The organism is Bradyrhizobium sp. S3.12.5 (genome assembly GCF_040548225.1).
GTDB lineage: Bacteria > Pseudomonadota > Alphaproteobacteria > Rhizobiales > Xanthobacteraceae > Bradyrhizobium > Bradyrhizobium cytisi.
Genome location: NZ_JBEPRF010000017.1, coordinates 1 through 13739, shown reverse-complemented (window position 1 = coordinate 13739; position 13739 = coordinate 1). Strand labels below are relative to the sequence as shown.

The following is a 13739-nucleotide window of genomic DNA, read 5'->3' as shown; positions in this document are numbered from 1 at the left end:
AAGGAGCAACGCGATGGCCAACGAATCGACGATGATGTCAAAGGGACAGCCCGGGCATCTCTATATTCAGACCAACGAGATCGAGAATGCGATCATCCACTATCAGCGTGGCGCGAATGGCATGCTGACAGAACTGGAGCGCGTGCATACGGGTGGCGCGGGCTCCGGCGTGTTCAAGCCGATCAGCGGGCAGGACAGCGCGCCAAACGCGTTCGAGGGTGCGAGCAGCATCGTCATTACATCGGATCGGCGTTTTCTCTTTACGACCAACGGCGGCGACAACTCGGTGTCGAGCTTCGGCATCGGTGACAACGGCAAGCTGAAGCTGATCGACGTCAAGTCGACGGGAAATCCGGTCGAGGGGAGGAGCGGGACGGCCAAGTCGGTTGCCTACAGGTCCTCGAGCAAGACGTTGTATGTGCTCCACTCGTTTGGGCCGGATCATGTTCGTGTCATGTCGGTCAGCGCCGACGGCAAGCTTTCGCTGCGTCCCGAGCGGCACACCATCAACACCCACGACAAAACCAACCGCGTGTCGACCATGGTCGTCGTGTCGCCGAACCAGAAGCATCTCTTCGTCGGTACGACCTTCGACGAGCCGATTGTTACCACCGGCTTGTATCCGGATGGCTCGCCCATTCTCTGGGTTCAGCGAAAGGGTGGCGCATACCACTCGATTGCGTCGAATGCTCCGGATCCCGATGGTCTTGCCATCTTCCCGATCGGCGAAGACGGCTCTCTCGGCACCGGCAGGTTCGTCGACGGGAAGGGTGGCTCTCCCTTCTACATCGCCTTCCTGCACTCCAAGCCCAATACATTCGTCATCGGATATGCCGTCGGCGACGGGATGACCATGGGCACCATCGACGACGACGGTCGAGTCGACATCGGGCCGCTTGTCAAGATCGACACGAGTGCCGGCGTGCCGACCGAGCTATGCTGGGCCTCCGTTTCGTCTGACGACAAGATGGTGTACGCGACGAACTTCGGGTACAGCAATGTCAGCAGCTACCGCATCAACGGTCAGGGTCTGGAGATCGCGAGCGATCCGGCGTGCCCGAAGGTTCCTGGAGACGGGACCGCCAGGGGCCTGAACGGCACCGTGACGAGCGGTCCGGCCGATAGCTGGCTCAGCCCGGACGACGCGTATCTCTACCAGATCTACGGCAACGCCGCGAAGCTGGTGTGCTACGCCACGCAGACCGATGGCTCGCTCAAGGAAGTCAGCCACGTGAAGATTCCGTACAACTGTCCGCAAGGCCTGGCGGGCTTCTGATACGCCGCCGACCGCGGAGGGCGTGACCGACTGTTCAGTGGTCACGCCCCTCTCCGGATGGCTGTGTCGTTGCGCTGGGCGCCAGCTTCCTTCTCGGTATCTGATCTCGCGATGTTCGAAACACCAAACGGCAGCTCAACTTGGACCGATGGCAACGCCAGGTCGGCGCATTCCATACTGCGCGATGCCGACCTGGAGCGGGCAAGTGGAGTCGGTCGTATCGTTTTTGACGGGGGAAAACGAGCGGCACGTGTCGTAAACATCTACGAGAAATTTCCGACGCGTATCATGTTTCCTCAGATTTCGGATGATACCGCGCGAGAAGCCGTTCTCGTCAACGCGGCGGGCGGTGTGACCGGCGGAGACCGATTCGACCTCGACATCAGTGCGATCGGCGATGCGCGCGTCGCGGTGACGACGCAGGCAGCCGAGAAAGTCTATCGGGCGTTGGATGAGCCTGCACGTGTTTCCACCCGACTGAAGATTCGCGACACGGCAAAGTTGGCGTGGCTCCCGCAGGAGACCATCATCTTCGACCGAGCCCGAATCCGCCGACAGATCGAAATAGATCTGCACTCAGGTACAGAGCTTATGGCGCTTGAATGGCTTGTACTCGGCCGCGCCGCCCATGCAGAGGAAATTCGAAGCGGACATATTCGCGATAGCTGGTTCGTACGACGAGACGGCCGGTTGATTTGGGCGGATAGCTTCTTTGTGAGCGACTGCACGTTTCCGCACCTCAGCAGAAAGTCGTTGCTCTCGGACCGCAGGACCATCGGTACCCTGATCTACTTCGGTCTCGACCTGGATCGTAGACTGGAGACGCTTCGCGATGCCGTGCAGTCGCAGCAGTGCGATACTGCGGTGACGATGGTCGGCGGATTGATCGTCGTGCGGCTCGCTTCCAGGGGCTCATCCGACTTGAGAGGCGCCCTGACCAAAATGCTTCACCATTTCGCACGAGAGCTCGGACCAGGACCCTTCAGGGTGCCGAAAATGTGGTCCTGCTGAACCGAATCGAGACAAGCAGAGGTCCCTATGAACCTGACGCCCCGAGAACGAGACAAGCTGATGATCGCGGTCGCCGCGATGGTTGCCAGGGCACGGCTCGAAAGAGGTGTCAAGCTCAACTACCCGGAAAGCATCGCGTTCATCTCCAATTTCGTTATGGAGGGCGCTCGCGATGGAAGGTCGGTGGCTGAGCTTATGTCCGCAAGCGGCACGATTCTTTCCCAAGATCAGGTCATGGACGGCATTCCGGAAATGATCCGCGAGATGCAAGTGGAAGCCACGTTTCCCGATGGAACGAAGCTGGTGCCCATTCACAATCCCATTCGATAGGAGCCTGATGATGCGACCCACTCTAGCATGCACGGTTCTCGCGGCCGCGATTCTGGTTCTCGCCTTTGCTCATCCAAACAACGGCGACACGCATTCGTTCGCGGCCGGTGTTATCCACCCGCTTTCCGGCATCGACCATACCTCTGTCATGGCACTCGTCGGAGTGTGGGGCGCACTCGTCGGTGGACGCGCGATCTGGGCGTGGCCCGCCATCTTCATCGTAGCGATGCTAAGCGGCTTCGCTGCTGCTGCGTGGGGGCCGCAACTCGGCTTTGTCGAGCCTGCGATCGCGACGTCGATCGTCCTGCTCGGATTGTTTGCTGCGCTTCGGATCCGACTGCCCATCGGGCTCGGCGGCGCGGTCGTCGGTCTGTTCGCCGTTTTCCATGGCCACGTGCATGGAACGGAGGCGGCCGGCGCGGATCTAGCCTCGTACGCTGCGGGCTTTACGCTCTCTACGGCATCCCTTCACGTGGCCGGTATCGCCATCGGCCTGAGCATACGGCGTTCCCTCGAAAAGATCGCGGGTGAACGCAAGAGGTTCGGGAGGCGGACGACCAGCTCGGTCTCCCGAGGAGAATTGCCGTGATTCCGGGTGAGATATTCCCCGCTCCGGGCGAGATTGTCCTCAACAAGGATCGTACGGCCGTCGTGCTCGAGGTTTCCAATACCGGCGACCGGCCAATCCAAGTCGGCAGCCATTATCACTTCGCCGAGGCCAATGAGGCGCTGGCGTTCGATCGACAGGCGGCGCGCGGTCATCGTCTGGACATTCCGGCGGGCACCGCCGTTCGGTTCGAGCCAGGACAATCAAGGCAGGTGTCCTTGATCCCCTATGCGGGCGACGGCCTCATTTTTGGATTCCGCGGTGCGGTAATGGGCTCGCTTCGATGAGGCCCGAAAGTCGAGCAAAATTGGTTCCGGTGAGGTAACCGCGCATGCCTAATACCATGAGCCGCGCGGCTTACGCGCAGATGTTCGGTCCCACAGTCGGCGATAAGGTTCGCCTAGCGGATACGGATCTTGTCATTGAGGTCGAGAAGGACTTCACGACGTATGGCGAGGAAGTGAAATTCGGCGGCGGGAAGGTCATTCGCGATGGCATGGGGCAATCCCAGCGAACTCGCTCCGAGGGAGCGGTCGATACCGTCATCACCAACGCGCTGATCCTAGATCATTGGGGGATCGTCAAGGCGGACCTTGCGATCAAGGACGGGCTCATCGCAGCTATCGGCAAGGCCGGAAATCCCGATGTGCAGCCTAACGTGGACATCGTGATTGGTCCGGGAACGGAGATCATCGCTGGCGAGGGCAAGATCATTACGGCCGGTGGGATCGACACCCATGTCCACTTCATCTGCCCTCAACAAATCGAAGAAGCGCTCTTCTCCGGGCTGACCACATTGATAGGCGGGGGCACCGGCCCGGCGGCCGGGACGACAGCGACGACCTGTTCGCCGGGACCCTGGCATATCGAGCGGATGCTAGAGGCCGCCGATGCGTTTCCCATGAACCTCGGGTTCTTTGGCAAGGGAAACGCAACCTTACCTGCTGCGTTGATCGAACAGATTGAAGCAGGAGCCTGTGGCCTGAAGCTGCACGAAGACTGGGGGGCGACCCCAAGCGCGATCGATTGCTGTCTCTCGGTGGCCGACGACATGGATGTCCAGGTTGCTATTCATACCGACTCCCTCAACGAGGGCGGATTTGTGGAAGCCACTATCGCGGCCTTCAAGGGGCGGGCCATCCATACCTTCCATACCGAGGGCGCCGGCGGCGGCCATGCACCCGACATTATCAAGGTGTGCGGCGAGGAGAATGTGCTTCCTGCCTCGACCAACCCGACGCGGCCCTACACCGTCAATACGCTCGATGAGGCGCTCGATATGTTGATGGTCACCCACCATCTCGATCGCCGCATTCCCGAGGACGTCGCCTTCGCCGAAAGCCGGATTCGCAAGGAGACGATCGCGGCGGAAGACATTCTACACGATTTGGGCGCGTTCTCGATCGTGTCGTCCGACAGCCAAGCAATGGGACGCATTGCCGAGGTAATAACCCGGACCTGGCAGACCGCGGACAAGATGAAGAAGCAATTCGGGCGTCTATCGGAAGAGAGCGGTGAACACGACAACTTCAGAGCTCGGCGCTACGTCGCAAAATATACGATCAATCCGGCGATTGCTCAGGGCATATCCAGTTACGTCGGTTCGATCGAGGTCGGAAAGCTGGCGGATATTGTCATCTGGGATCCGATGTTCTTCGGAGTGAAGCCCGATATGGTGCTCAAGAGCGGCACGATCGCTGCGGCGATAATGGGTGACCCCAACGCGTCCATTCCAACCCCGCAGCCGGAGTATTATCGGCCCATGTTCGGAGCGTTCGGTCGGTCACTGATAAAGAGTTCGGTGACCTTCGTCAGCCAGGCCTCACTGGAACGAACGAGGGCGCTCGGGTTGGCAAAGAAGCTCCTTCCGGTTTCGAACACGCGGAAGATCGGCAAGCGTTCGATGGTCTTGAATAACTCGACCCCACGGATGGAAGTCAATCCAGAAACCTACGAGGTGAGGGCCGATGGCCGGCTGCTGACCTGCGAACCCGCAAAGGTTCTTCCTATGGCTCAGCGTTACTTCATCTACTGACATGCCGGAAACTCATTCACATGCCGATGAGGGTAGCGGTCGCTATTCCTGTTCGCCTCGATCACTACTGCGGTTACAAACGTGGTTGTCGCCGACGTTTCCCGTCGGGGCGTACAGCTACTCGCACGGCATTGAGTGGGCGGTCGAGGCCGGAGATGTTGACAGCCGCGACAGCCTGATCGACTGGTTGGATGCGGACCTTCGATACGGCTCGAGTCGTAACGAAGCGATCTTTTTCAGCCAGGCGTATCGCCATACGGTCGACGACAATCCAGCGGCGCTCGTTGAAGTGGCTCAACTCGCAGCCGCATCCCGTGGAACGTCGGAGTTCGCGCTTGAATCGGCGCAGCAAGCTGGTGCCTGCCTAGCGACGCTTAGGAAGACGTGGCCCGATCCCGCGCTCGATTTCTTATCAAGTATGGAGATATCCCTAACCCCGGCCGTAGTCCTCGGAGTGCGATCAGCCACCGAAGAGATCCCAATTGATTTGGCTCTGCCGGCATTCCTGCACAGCTATATCGCCAATCTGGTCAGTGCGGGTGTCAGGTTGATCCCTCTTGGCCAAACCGATGGTCAATTTGCAGTTTCCGAACTCGAACTATCCGTTCTGTCGCTTTCCGCGCAGGCCTCGGATGCATCGCTCGACGAGATCGGATCCGCAGGCTTCAACGTGGAGCTCGCTTCCATCCGGCATGAGACCCAATACACGAGGTTGTTTCGGTCATGACAACGATACACGGTGAGAACCAGCTTCATCGCAATAGCGTCATTTCGACATTTGGCCCTTTTCGCGTCGGAATTGGGGGGCCAGTCGGATCTGGCAAGACGGCACTTGTAGAGGCGCTTTGCAAGCACCTCCGGGACTACTACGAGATCTACGTGATTACGAACGACATCTACACAAAGGAGGACCAGCTCATTCTCACACGCGCGCAAGCACTGCCGGCGGAACGCATCATGGGCGTGGAAACCGGAGGCTGTCCGCACACCGCGATCCGCGAGGACGCCTCGATGAACCTGGCTGCGATCGCGGACATGAACGCAAGATTTCCTCAAGCAGAGCTATGCTTCGTGGAATCGGGCGGGGATAATCTCGCGGCGACCTTTAGTCCGGAGCTGGCCGATCTGACCGTCTATGTGATCGATGTTGCCGCAGGTGAAAAAATTCCACGTAAGGGCGGTCCGGGTATCACCCGGTCGGATCTTCTTGTCATCAACAAGATCGACCTGGCTCCTCTGGTCGGAGCCAATCTTCAGATCATGGAAGCGGATGCGCGAAGGATGCGCAACACGCGCCCCTTCGTCTTTTCGAATTTAAAGAGTGGGCTGGGGCTGGCCGAGATTGCGGCCTTTATTCTTCAGAAGGGCGGATTAGACGCGAAGGCGCTGTAAGCCTCGTCGATGTATCAACCAGCGTCAGGTGAGATTTCGGAGAGTGCGCGGCCCAGTCGTCGGCGCGCGCCCGAGCAGAACATCGGCTAATGCGGCTTCTCGGACTGGCCGGGAGGATGGCTACCGCGGGCATCTCGAGAACTTCAAAATCGACCGGTGCGTCATGAAACCACTTGCTGGTCTTGGCGCCGGATGGATTTGTTGAACCAGCGTCCTTTGTCCGGATGAACGTTGCGCACGGCCAGTGCAAGTCCGCAAGACTTGTCGCGGCTTGCGCCGGAGTGTCAGGCCGCAGGCGCCATTGACGTCGGATCGCAAGAGAGTGCGCGTTCGCCGCAACCTTAAATCGGGATATCTCTACGCGGATTGCGGGGCCGAAATCGCTCGTCCGAGTAAGCTGCTTCTCCTAGGATACGAGCGTCCAGTCCAAGCTTCTCTGTTTCTGCATCCACGCGAATCGGAGTGACGCGGTCAATTCCCCACAGCGCCGCATAACTAAAGGCAAACGCCCAGCACGCACATGCAAAAACGGCGATGCATTGCCAAACAAAGAATTGAGTACCACCTGACAATAAGCCCGTCGCCCCGTTCGGATTCCAGCTCTTCGTGGCAAACACTCCAAGCAAAATAGAGCCCATCGCTCCACCGACACCGTGTACCCCCCACACGTCCAACGCGTCATCCCAACCGGCAATCTTCTTGACCGCAACGGCGTAGTAGCAGACCAGTCCAGCCAAAACGCCGATTAAGGGCGCGACATCGAATGACACGTACGCCGCAGCGGGGGTGATTGCCGCCAGACCCGCAATTGCGCCGGTCAGTAGCCCGACAAAATTGGGGCGTCTAACGTTGGTCCACTCCAGAATGAGCCAGGTGAATCCGGCGAAAGCCGCTGCCAACTGCGTGTTTACGAAGGCTAGGACAGTGGTCCAATCGACGCCAATTTCCGATCCTGCATTGAAGCCAAACCAACCAAACCATAGCAATCCGGCACCCAGCGCCATCAATGGCACATTGTGAGGCGTATCTGCAGTGTCGCATCTGCGTCCTACGAACATGACGGAGGCCAGAGCGCCGAACCCCGCTGTCGTGTGCACAACAATACCGCCGGCGAAATCCAACACCCCCATCTTCGAAAGCAGGCCGTCGGGACTCCAGGCCATGTGGACGAACGGAAAATAAACAAAAATCAGCCACGCGGTCAGAAAGAGCAAGTACGCGCCGAAATTCACACGATTGGCAAATGCTCCGGTTATAAGGGCCGGGGCGATGATTGCGAACATCATCTGATATACGAAGTGTACCGCGAGAGGAACTCCCGCGTTGTTTCCTGCGTAAATCGTCTTCAAGTTGATGCCGTGCAAGAAGGCAAAATATGTCGGGTCACCCACTATTCCGTGCCAGGTCGGTCCAAAGCACATCGAGTAACCAATGGCGAACCAGAGTATCGTTGTCCAACACAGAGACGCGAAGCTCTGAATCATGACCGTCAGCACGTTTTTCTTCGTAACGAGACCGCCGTAGAAGAACGCGAGGCCGGGTGTCATCAGCATCACCAAGGCCGAACACACGAGCATGAATGCCGTGTTTCCGACATTGAGATCGAGCGAGTTGACCATCATGATCCGTGCGCCTTGCAAATAGAACGATAGCGGAGGTTCTGGTTGCAAGTTGCTGTGCATCCCTTCGACCTTCAAGTCAGGTCCTCCACAATCCAGCAAACTTGAGACATTCACCGCAAGCGGAAGGGTCTTTGCGGGCTTCGGACCGCAGGTCGTGCAGTTCTCTCGTCCGGTCCGCTCAGAATTCAATCCACGGATCTCGACAACTTTTACACGATCGCAGCAATGCAGCCAAAGACGACATCACGCACCTGGATTACCGTGGTGATTGACCGGCTTGTCGTCTTCCGTCGCCGGAGCCGTATTGGAAGACAGCGTGCGGATGCCGCCAAATGTTGGGCAGCGTCGGTTTCAGCTTGAGGTGTCCCATGAACTATGACGCGTACTTCTGCAAGCGCTTGGAAGAACTGCGTAGCGAGGGTCGTTACAGGATCTTCGCGGATCTAGAGCGCGTGGTGGGTAAGTTTCCTCGCGCCACACACCATGCCGCCCATGGGAAAAGGGAGGTAACGGTCTGGTGCTCGAACGATTATCTTGGAATGGGGCAGCATCCGACCGTGCTTGCAGCGATGCACGAGGCGCTCGACCGCTGCGGCGCGGGGGCTGGTGGCACGCGCAACATTTCAGGAACCAATCATTACCACGTGCTCCTCGAGCGTGAGCTCGCAGATCTTCACCAGAAGGAGGCGGCGCTTCTGTTTACTTCGGGCTATGTTTCAAATTGGGCTGCGCTTGGCACACTTGCGTCGTGCATGCCGGGTTGTGTGGTACTGTCTGACGAATTGAATCATGCTTCGATGATCGAAGGGATCCGAGGGAGCCGTGCTCCGGTAAGAATCTTCGCACACAATGACCCCGCCGATCTTGCGCGTAAGCTCGCGGAGGTCGACACAGATGCGCCCAAGCTGGTTGCCTTCGAATCGGTCTACTCCATGGACGGGGATATCGCGCCGATCGCCGAGCTGTGCGATGTTGCCGACGCGTATGGCGCCATGACCTATTTGGACGAGGTTCATGCTGTAGGTCTCTACGGACCGCAGGGTGGTGGCGTTGCCGCCCAACAGGGTCTGAGCAATAGGCTGACTGTGATCGAAGGCACGTTGGCCAAGGGCTTTGGAGTTGTTGGCGGCTACATAGCAGGCTCTGCAGCGTTGTGCGACTTCGTGCGAAGTCATTCGTCAGGGTTCATTTTTACTACCGCTCTGCCCCCACACGTCGCGGCGGGAGCTCTCGCCAGTGTACGCTACCTCAAGTCAAGTTCGACTGAACGGGAAACGATGCACAGTCGGGTGGCTCGGCTGAGGACTCGGCTTGACAATATCGGCGTGCCGCATCTGCGCAATCCAAGCCATATTGTCCCCGTAATGGTTGGAAACGCCGACCTTTGTAGGCAGATCAGCGACATTCTTCTCAATGACTATGACATCTACATTCAACCCATAAACTACCCGACGGTCCGACGCGGCACAGAACGACTTCGCATCACCGCGTCGCCATTTCATTCGGAGCTAGACATCGAGCGCCTGACGACTGCGCTCGCTGAGATCTGGTCGAGCTCGTTGGTCAGAGATTCCGTCGGCGGACTGCGTGCATCATTTCGTACCATGGAGGTGGCTCACGTCGCGGACATGGCGGGCGCCGGCTAAACCATGGGTGGTGTATCGAAGCCGATCTCAAAGTGGCTGGGAATCCCGAAACGCTGTCAGAGCAGGCGCGCAAGACAGCAACGGTGCATGACCGTTCCGATCGGGATTGGAGAGCCGTGTTGCTGACCGAGCTGGCCAATCCGACCAGGTTTCTGGCGCTAACCGGGCGCATCCTGCCATGGCTCGCGGGTATGACCGCGATCCTGCTCGCGATCGGCCTCTACCAAGCGGCCATAGCGCCCGACGATTACCAGCAGGGCGCCATCGTCAAGATCATGTTCATTCACGTCCCGAACGCCTGGCTTTCGATGTTCGTCTGGGGTGTCATGAGCGTGGCCGCGCTCGGTACCTTGGTGTGGCGCCATCCGCTGGCGGATGTCGCTGCGAAGGCTGCAGCGCCGGTCGGGGCTGCCTTCACCTTCCTTGCACTGGGTACCGGCTCGCTTTGGGGCCGGCCGATGTGGGGCACGTACTGGGAGTGGGATGCACGGCTGACCTCGGTGCTGATCCTGTTTCTGATGTATCTCGGCCTGATAGCGTTGTGGCGAGCGGTGGAAGACCCCTCGCGGGCGGCACGGGCCGCGGCGATCCTCACCTTGGTGGGCGGGATCAATATCCCGATCATCAAGTTCTCGGTCAATTGGTGGAACACGCTGCACCAGCCGGCCTCCGTGATCCGGATGGGCGGCTCGACACTCGATGAGGCGTTCTTGTGGCCGTTGCTAGTGATGGCGCTCGCGTTCACGCTGCTCTTCATCACTTTGCATCTGGCGGCGATGCGCAACGAAATCCTGCGCCGGCGCGTCCGCAGCCTGCAGATGATGCAAGCCAGCGCGCCGAGGGCATGACTCATGTCGCTCGGTACCTATGCTCTGTTCATCGTAGCGTCTTACGCACTGGTCACGACCGTGGTGGCGCTGCTGATCATCTGGATTGTCGTCGATTATCGCCGACAGCGGGCTCGCCTCAAGGTGATCGAGGCCAGCGGCTTGACGCGGCGCTCTCGCCGCAGCGCGAGAGACGTCCGATAAGCGAGCAGTCGACGGAATCCCCGTCGTTGGGCCGGCGCTGGCCGGCGGAGATACTGCTGATCATCTTTCTCGGGCTTGCCGGGCTGTTCCTGCTGCGGCTCCATGGCGGCGATCCCTCGAGAAGTCCGTCGGCGCCGATCGGCCAGGCGAAGATTGATGGCGTCGCCCTACCGCTGAAGAGCGGCAAGAGCTGCGGGCTCTTGAGCCTTTAGGCTCATCTCCACAGCAGTCGCGCCCCAGAATGCCGCGGGAAGGAATTGTCTGTTTGCCTGGCAGAATCCAAGCATATCCGTCATCCGCGCCAGATCGACGATAGTACGCGTCCCCATCTTGCACATGGTCCGGCCAATGTGAACACGAGCGGTGTGTGTGCAGACTCCCAATTTGCCCGCAATCTCCTTCGGTCCTTGTCCTGATGAGAGCAATACCAACGTCTCTCTTTCGCGCGCCGATAGTGACGCGAGCTTAGCGCGCAACTCGTCGAGCGTCTGTTTTTGCAACCGCTGCGCACAATCGCGCTCGATGCCACGGTTCACTGCATCGAGCAGCTCTTCGTCTTGAATGGGCTTGACAAGATAGTCGATAGCCCCGGCTTTCATGGCTAGAACGGAAGTCCTTACATCGTCATACCCGGTAAGAAAAACCAAGGGCGTCTTGCGGTCAGCCCTTGCTTGTCGGGATTGAAGGTCGAGGCCGCTCATTCCTCGCAATCGTACATCTAGTACGATGCAATGGGGTGAATGAGACCAGCTTCTCGTAAGGAACTCCTCGGCCGAACTGAAAAGCGCGACCGCAAGACCAGCCCCTCCGAGCAACATCTCCAGTTCCGCTCGAAAGGACGCGTCGCTATCGATAACAGCGATGAACGGCAGGTCAGCGGTCATAAGTCGCACCGAGCATCGTGCCACTGCGGCGGACAAGCCTTCTCGTTGCAAGTCGCCGCCAGGCGCGGATGCCTTTGCCTTCCCAACAGAGCTCGCCTGCTCCGCAGTCCGAAGGAGTCGCACTGATGAGCGCGGCCGATGATTCAGCCATCCTTCAGGCTCCTCTCCGATAGTTGCTTGGGCTCTCACCCGTCATCTTGCGGAAGGCGAGACTAAAAGAACTTGCTTGCGAATATCCGACGGCCAGGCCGGCATCAGTGATCGACATGTCACCATCCGCTAGTAATTGCTTGGCGTGCTCAATGCGCCTCTTCACGTGATACTGGTGAGGCGGCGCTCCAAATGACTGCTTAAACGCTCGACAAAAATGGTGTCGGCTCAACTTGACCAACTCAGCGAGAGTCGTCAGGCATATTTGGTCGGCGAGATGATCTTCAATGTAGGAGATCACGGCGCGCTTTTGCCAGCTTGCAAGGCCTCCCTTGCAGACAATGGTTGACCGGCACCCACTCACGTCTGCACGAGCTAACTCGTGCAGAAGTACCTTCGAGAGAGCATTGATGTATGACAGCGGCTTGTCTGCACCGCTCTCAAGCGCCTGCGATAGCTTTGCCGCCGTTCCCCAGACCAGCGGGTCCTCGAAGTGTACGTTGGCGGTTGGGGGACTTTCTGTCTCCTCGCGCTGATCTGCAGCCAAGTAGAGGAACGTAGCCCTGGTCGTCGAACGAGCCTCATACACTTCGCGAAAGTGACTGCCGGCGGGCACAAACGTGAGCCGGCTAGTCACACTTCGCAGCTTCGAAGCTGGACATCCCGAAACCGTCGCCTGCCCATCTCCGCGACACCCCTCGTGATAGAGAACGAGAAAGTGCAGCGGACCCGCGAACGAGATCGCAGCTCGAGTGCGAGCCGGCACAGATATAGTCTCCGTAAAGCAGGTAGGAACGCCGGAGATCGATCTCCTGACAGTGTCTACCGGGGAGATACTCGCAAGTTCAGCGCCATTCCTCGAATCAAGGGTTGCAACGGTGCATTTTCCGTTATTGGCCAAGAGGTCTTGGTCCGCTACGGCGAGATCCGGCTCCGACCATCGCGCGACTTCGTCGCGTCGACCCGCTCCGAACGTTTCCACCATGATCACTCCCGTTTCCAATCTCGTGAGAGCGCGCCGGGCTCACTCGATTGCCGGCGTAGCGGCGATGTGCCGCTCAAGCTCTTCTGCATCGTGGTTCTAACGTGGCCGGGGATCGATCAGGTGTTAATTTGAAAAATGCTGAGTTAAACGATGTTGGACCCGCGTAAAGGACCCTCGTAGGGAGATAGAGAACGCATGCGTACGCAACAGGTGCGAAGCGTCTTCGAGTAGGCCAAACGATCTTCTGCCGCCGCACACACGTATATCAACTTTGTCATCAGAGATCGGCTTCGTATAGTCGGCCTAGACTCACGTAAGCATCCGCGAGATCTCGGCCGCGAGTGCTGAAGATCGCAGCCGGGGTCTCAAAGCTGCCACCTTACTGACCAGGGTCGTCCTACGCGCTGATCTACGAAATGAAACGCAGGTTGCACTATCGGATGCCACCAAGGCCGCCGGCATGTCGGAGGTTGCTGACGTAAAAGGTGAGTTGCTTGCCCGCAAAAGGGTGGTCACCCAAACCAGTATCGTCTGGGCGGACAGGCCTGTCGTCGGAGGAAACGCGCCTCCGGGCAGCGGGGCCGCGAAATCCGCTCCTGGGGGCCCCCGGAGCTAATCTGGCCGCCTGGGAGCGAGGCCGGGGTCGTTCGCTTTCGACCGTCCAGGGACCATCCACCCTCAGAGGGTGTGAATCTTTTGACTGCTTGCAAGCAAGTATAGCGGATCGCCGGTACATATGATTCTCTTCGCGATGGATTGGCGGGAGGCGG

Annotated in this window: 14 protein-coding genes; 11 read left to right on the top strand and 3 right to left on the bottom strand. The window is 58.9% G+C overall.

The window, feature by feature from the left end:
* The first annotated feature begins 13 nt into the window (after window positions 1-13).
* The 8 genes from ABIC09_RS24375 to ureG all read left to right on the top strand — a co-directional run bounded on the left by ABIC09_RS24375 (window position 14) and on the right by ureG (window position 6651).
* Window positions 14-1276 (top strand): beta-propeller fold lactonase family protein, encoded by a 1263-nt coding sequence (locus ABIC09_RS24375; protein ID WP_354110831.1) that lies wholly within the window; start codon window positions 14-16, stop codon window positions 1274-1276.
* A gap of 111 nt (window positions 1277-1387) precedes the next feature.
* Window positions 1388-2287, top strand: coding sequence for an urease accessory protein UreD (locus ABIC09_RS24370; RefSeq protein ID WP_354110830.1), 900 nt, complete (start codon window positions 1388-1390; stop codon window positions 2285-2287).
* Window positions 2288-2314: 27 nt separating this feature from the next.
* On the top strand, window positions 2315-2617 hold the full coding sequence (locus ABIC09_RS24365) for an urease subunit gamma (RefSeq protein WP_354110829.1): 303 nt from the start codon (window positions 2315-2317) through the stop codon (window positions 2615-2617).
* A gap of 7 nt (window positions 2618-2624) precedes the next feature.
* Window positions 2625-3206, top strand: a complete 582-nt coding sequence (locus tag ABIC09_RS24360; protein WP_354110828.1) for a HupE/UreJ family protein — start codon at window positions 2625-2627, stop codon at window positions 3204-3206.
* On the top strand, window positions 3203-3511 hold the full coding sequence (locus ABIC09_RS24355) for an urease subunit beta (RefSeq protein WP_354110827.1): 309 nt from the start codon (window positions 3203-3205) through the stop codon (window positions 3509-3511). The genes ABIC09_RS24360 and ABIC09_RS24355 overlap by 4 nt, the downstream gene beginning before the upstream one ends.
* Window positions 3512-3555: 44 nt before the next feature.
* The gene (ureC, locus tag ABIC09_RS24350) at window positions 3556-5259 is read left to right on the top strand and encodes an urease subunit alpha (RefSeq protein WP_354110826.1); all 1704 of its coding nucleotides are present in this window, start codon (window positions 3556-3558) and stop codon (window positions 5257-5259) included.
* Window positions 5260-5344: 85 nt separating this feature from the next.
* Entirely contained in the window at window positions 5345-5986 is a 642-nt protein-coding gene (locus ABIC09_RS24345; RefSeq protein WP_354110825.1) for an urease accessory protein UreF, read from the top strand.
* The gene (gene ureG, locus ABIC09_RS24340; RefSeq protein ID WP_354110824.1) at window positions 5983-6651 is read left to right on the top strand and encodes an urease accessory protein UreG; all 669 of its coding nucleotides are present in this window, start codon (window positions 5983-5985) and stop codon (window positions 6649-6651) included. The genes ABIC09_RS24345 and ureG overlap by 4 nt, the downstream gene beginning before the upstream one ends.
* Before the next feature lie 341 nt (window positions 6652-6992).
* Here the strand turns inward: ureG and ABIC09_RS24335 are convergent, their stop codons facing one another.
* Entirely contained in the window at window positions 6993-8348 is a 1356-nt protein-coding gene (locus ABIC09_RS24335) for an ammonium transporter (protein WP_354110823.1), read from the bottom strand.
* Between the two features lie 293 nt (window positions 8349-8641).
* Between ABIC09_RS24335 and hemA the strand changes: the two genes are divergently transcribed.
* From hemA to ccmD, 3 genes are all read left to right on the top strand, one after another.
* Window positions 8642-9919, top strand: coding sequence for a 5-aminolevulinate synthase (gene hemA / locus ABIC09_RS24330; RefSeq protein ID WP_354110822.1), 1278 nt, complete (start codon window positions 8642-8644; stop codon window positions 9917-9919).
* Between the two features lie 116 nt (window positions 9920-10035).
* Window positions 10036-10767 carry a heme ABC transporter permease gene (locus tag ABIC09_RS24325; RefSeq protein WP_354110821.1) on the top strand — a complete coding sequence of 244 codons (732 nt, stop codon included), beginning with the start codon at window positions 10036-10038 and terminating at the stop codon, window positions 10765-10767.
* A 3-nt stretch (window positions 10768-10770) separates the two neighbouring features.
* Window positions 10771-10950 carry a heme exporter protein CcmD gene (gene ccmD / locus ABIC09_RS24320; RefSeq protein WP_354110820.1) on the top strand — a complete coding sequence of 60 codons (180 nt, stop codon included), beginning with the start codon at window positions 10771-10773 and terminating at the stop codon, window positions 10948-10950.
* Between the two features lie 167 nt (window positions 10951-11117).
* Here ccmD and ABIC09_RS24315 read toward each other — a convergent pair whose 3' ends face one another.
* Both ABIC09_RS24315 and ABIC09_RS24310 read right to left on the bottom strand, forming a co-directional pair.
* Window positions 11118-11834 (bottom strand): response regulator transcription factor, encoded by a 717-nt coding sequence (locus tag ABIC09_RS24315; protein WP_354110819.1) that lies wholly within the window; start codon window positions 11832-11834, stop codon window positions 11118-11120.
* A gap of 154 nt (window positions 11835-11988) precedes the next feature.
* Window positions 11989-12531 carry a helix-turn-helix domain-containing protein gene (locus tag ABIC09_RS24310; protein ID WP_354110818.1) on the bottom strand — a complete coding sequence of 181 codons (543 nt, stop codon included), beginning with the start codon at window positions 12529-12531 and terminating at the stop codon, window positions 11989-11991.
* Window positions 12532-13739: the final 1208 nt, after the last annotated feature.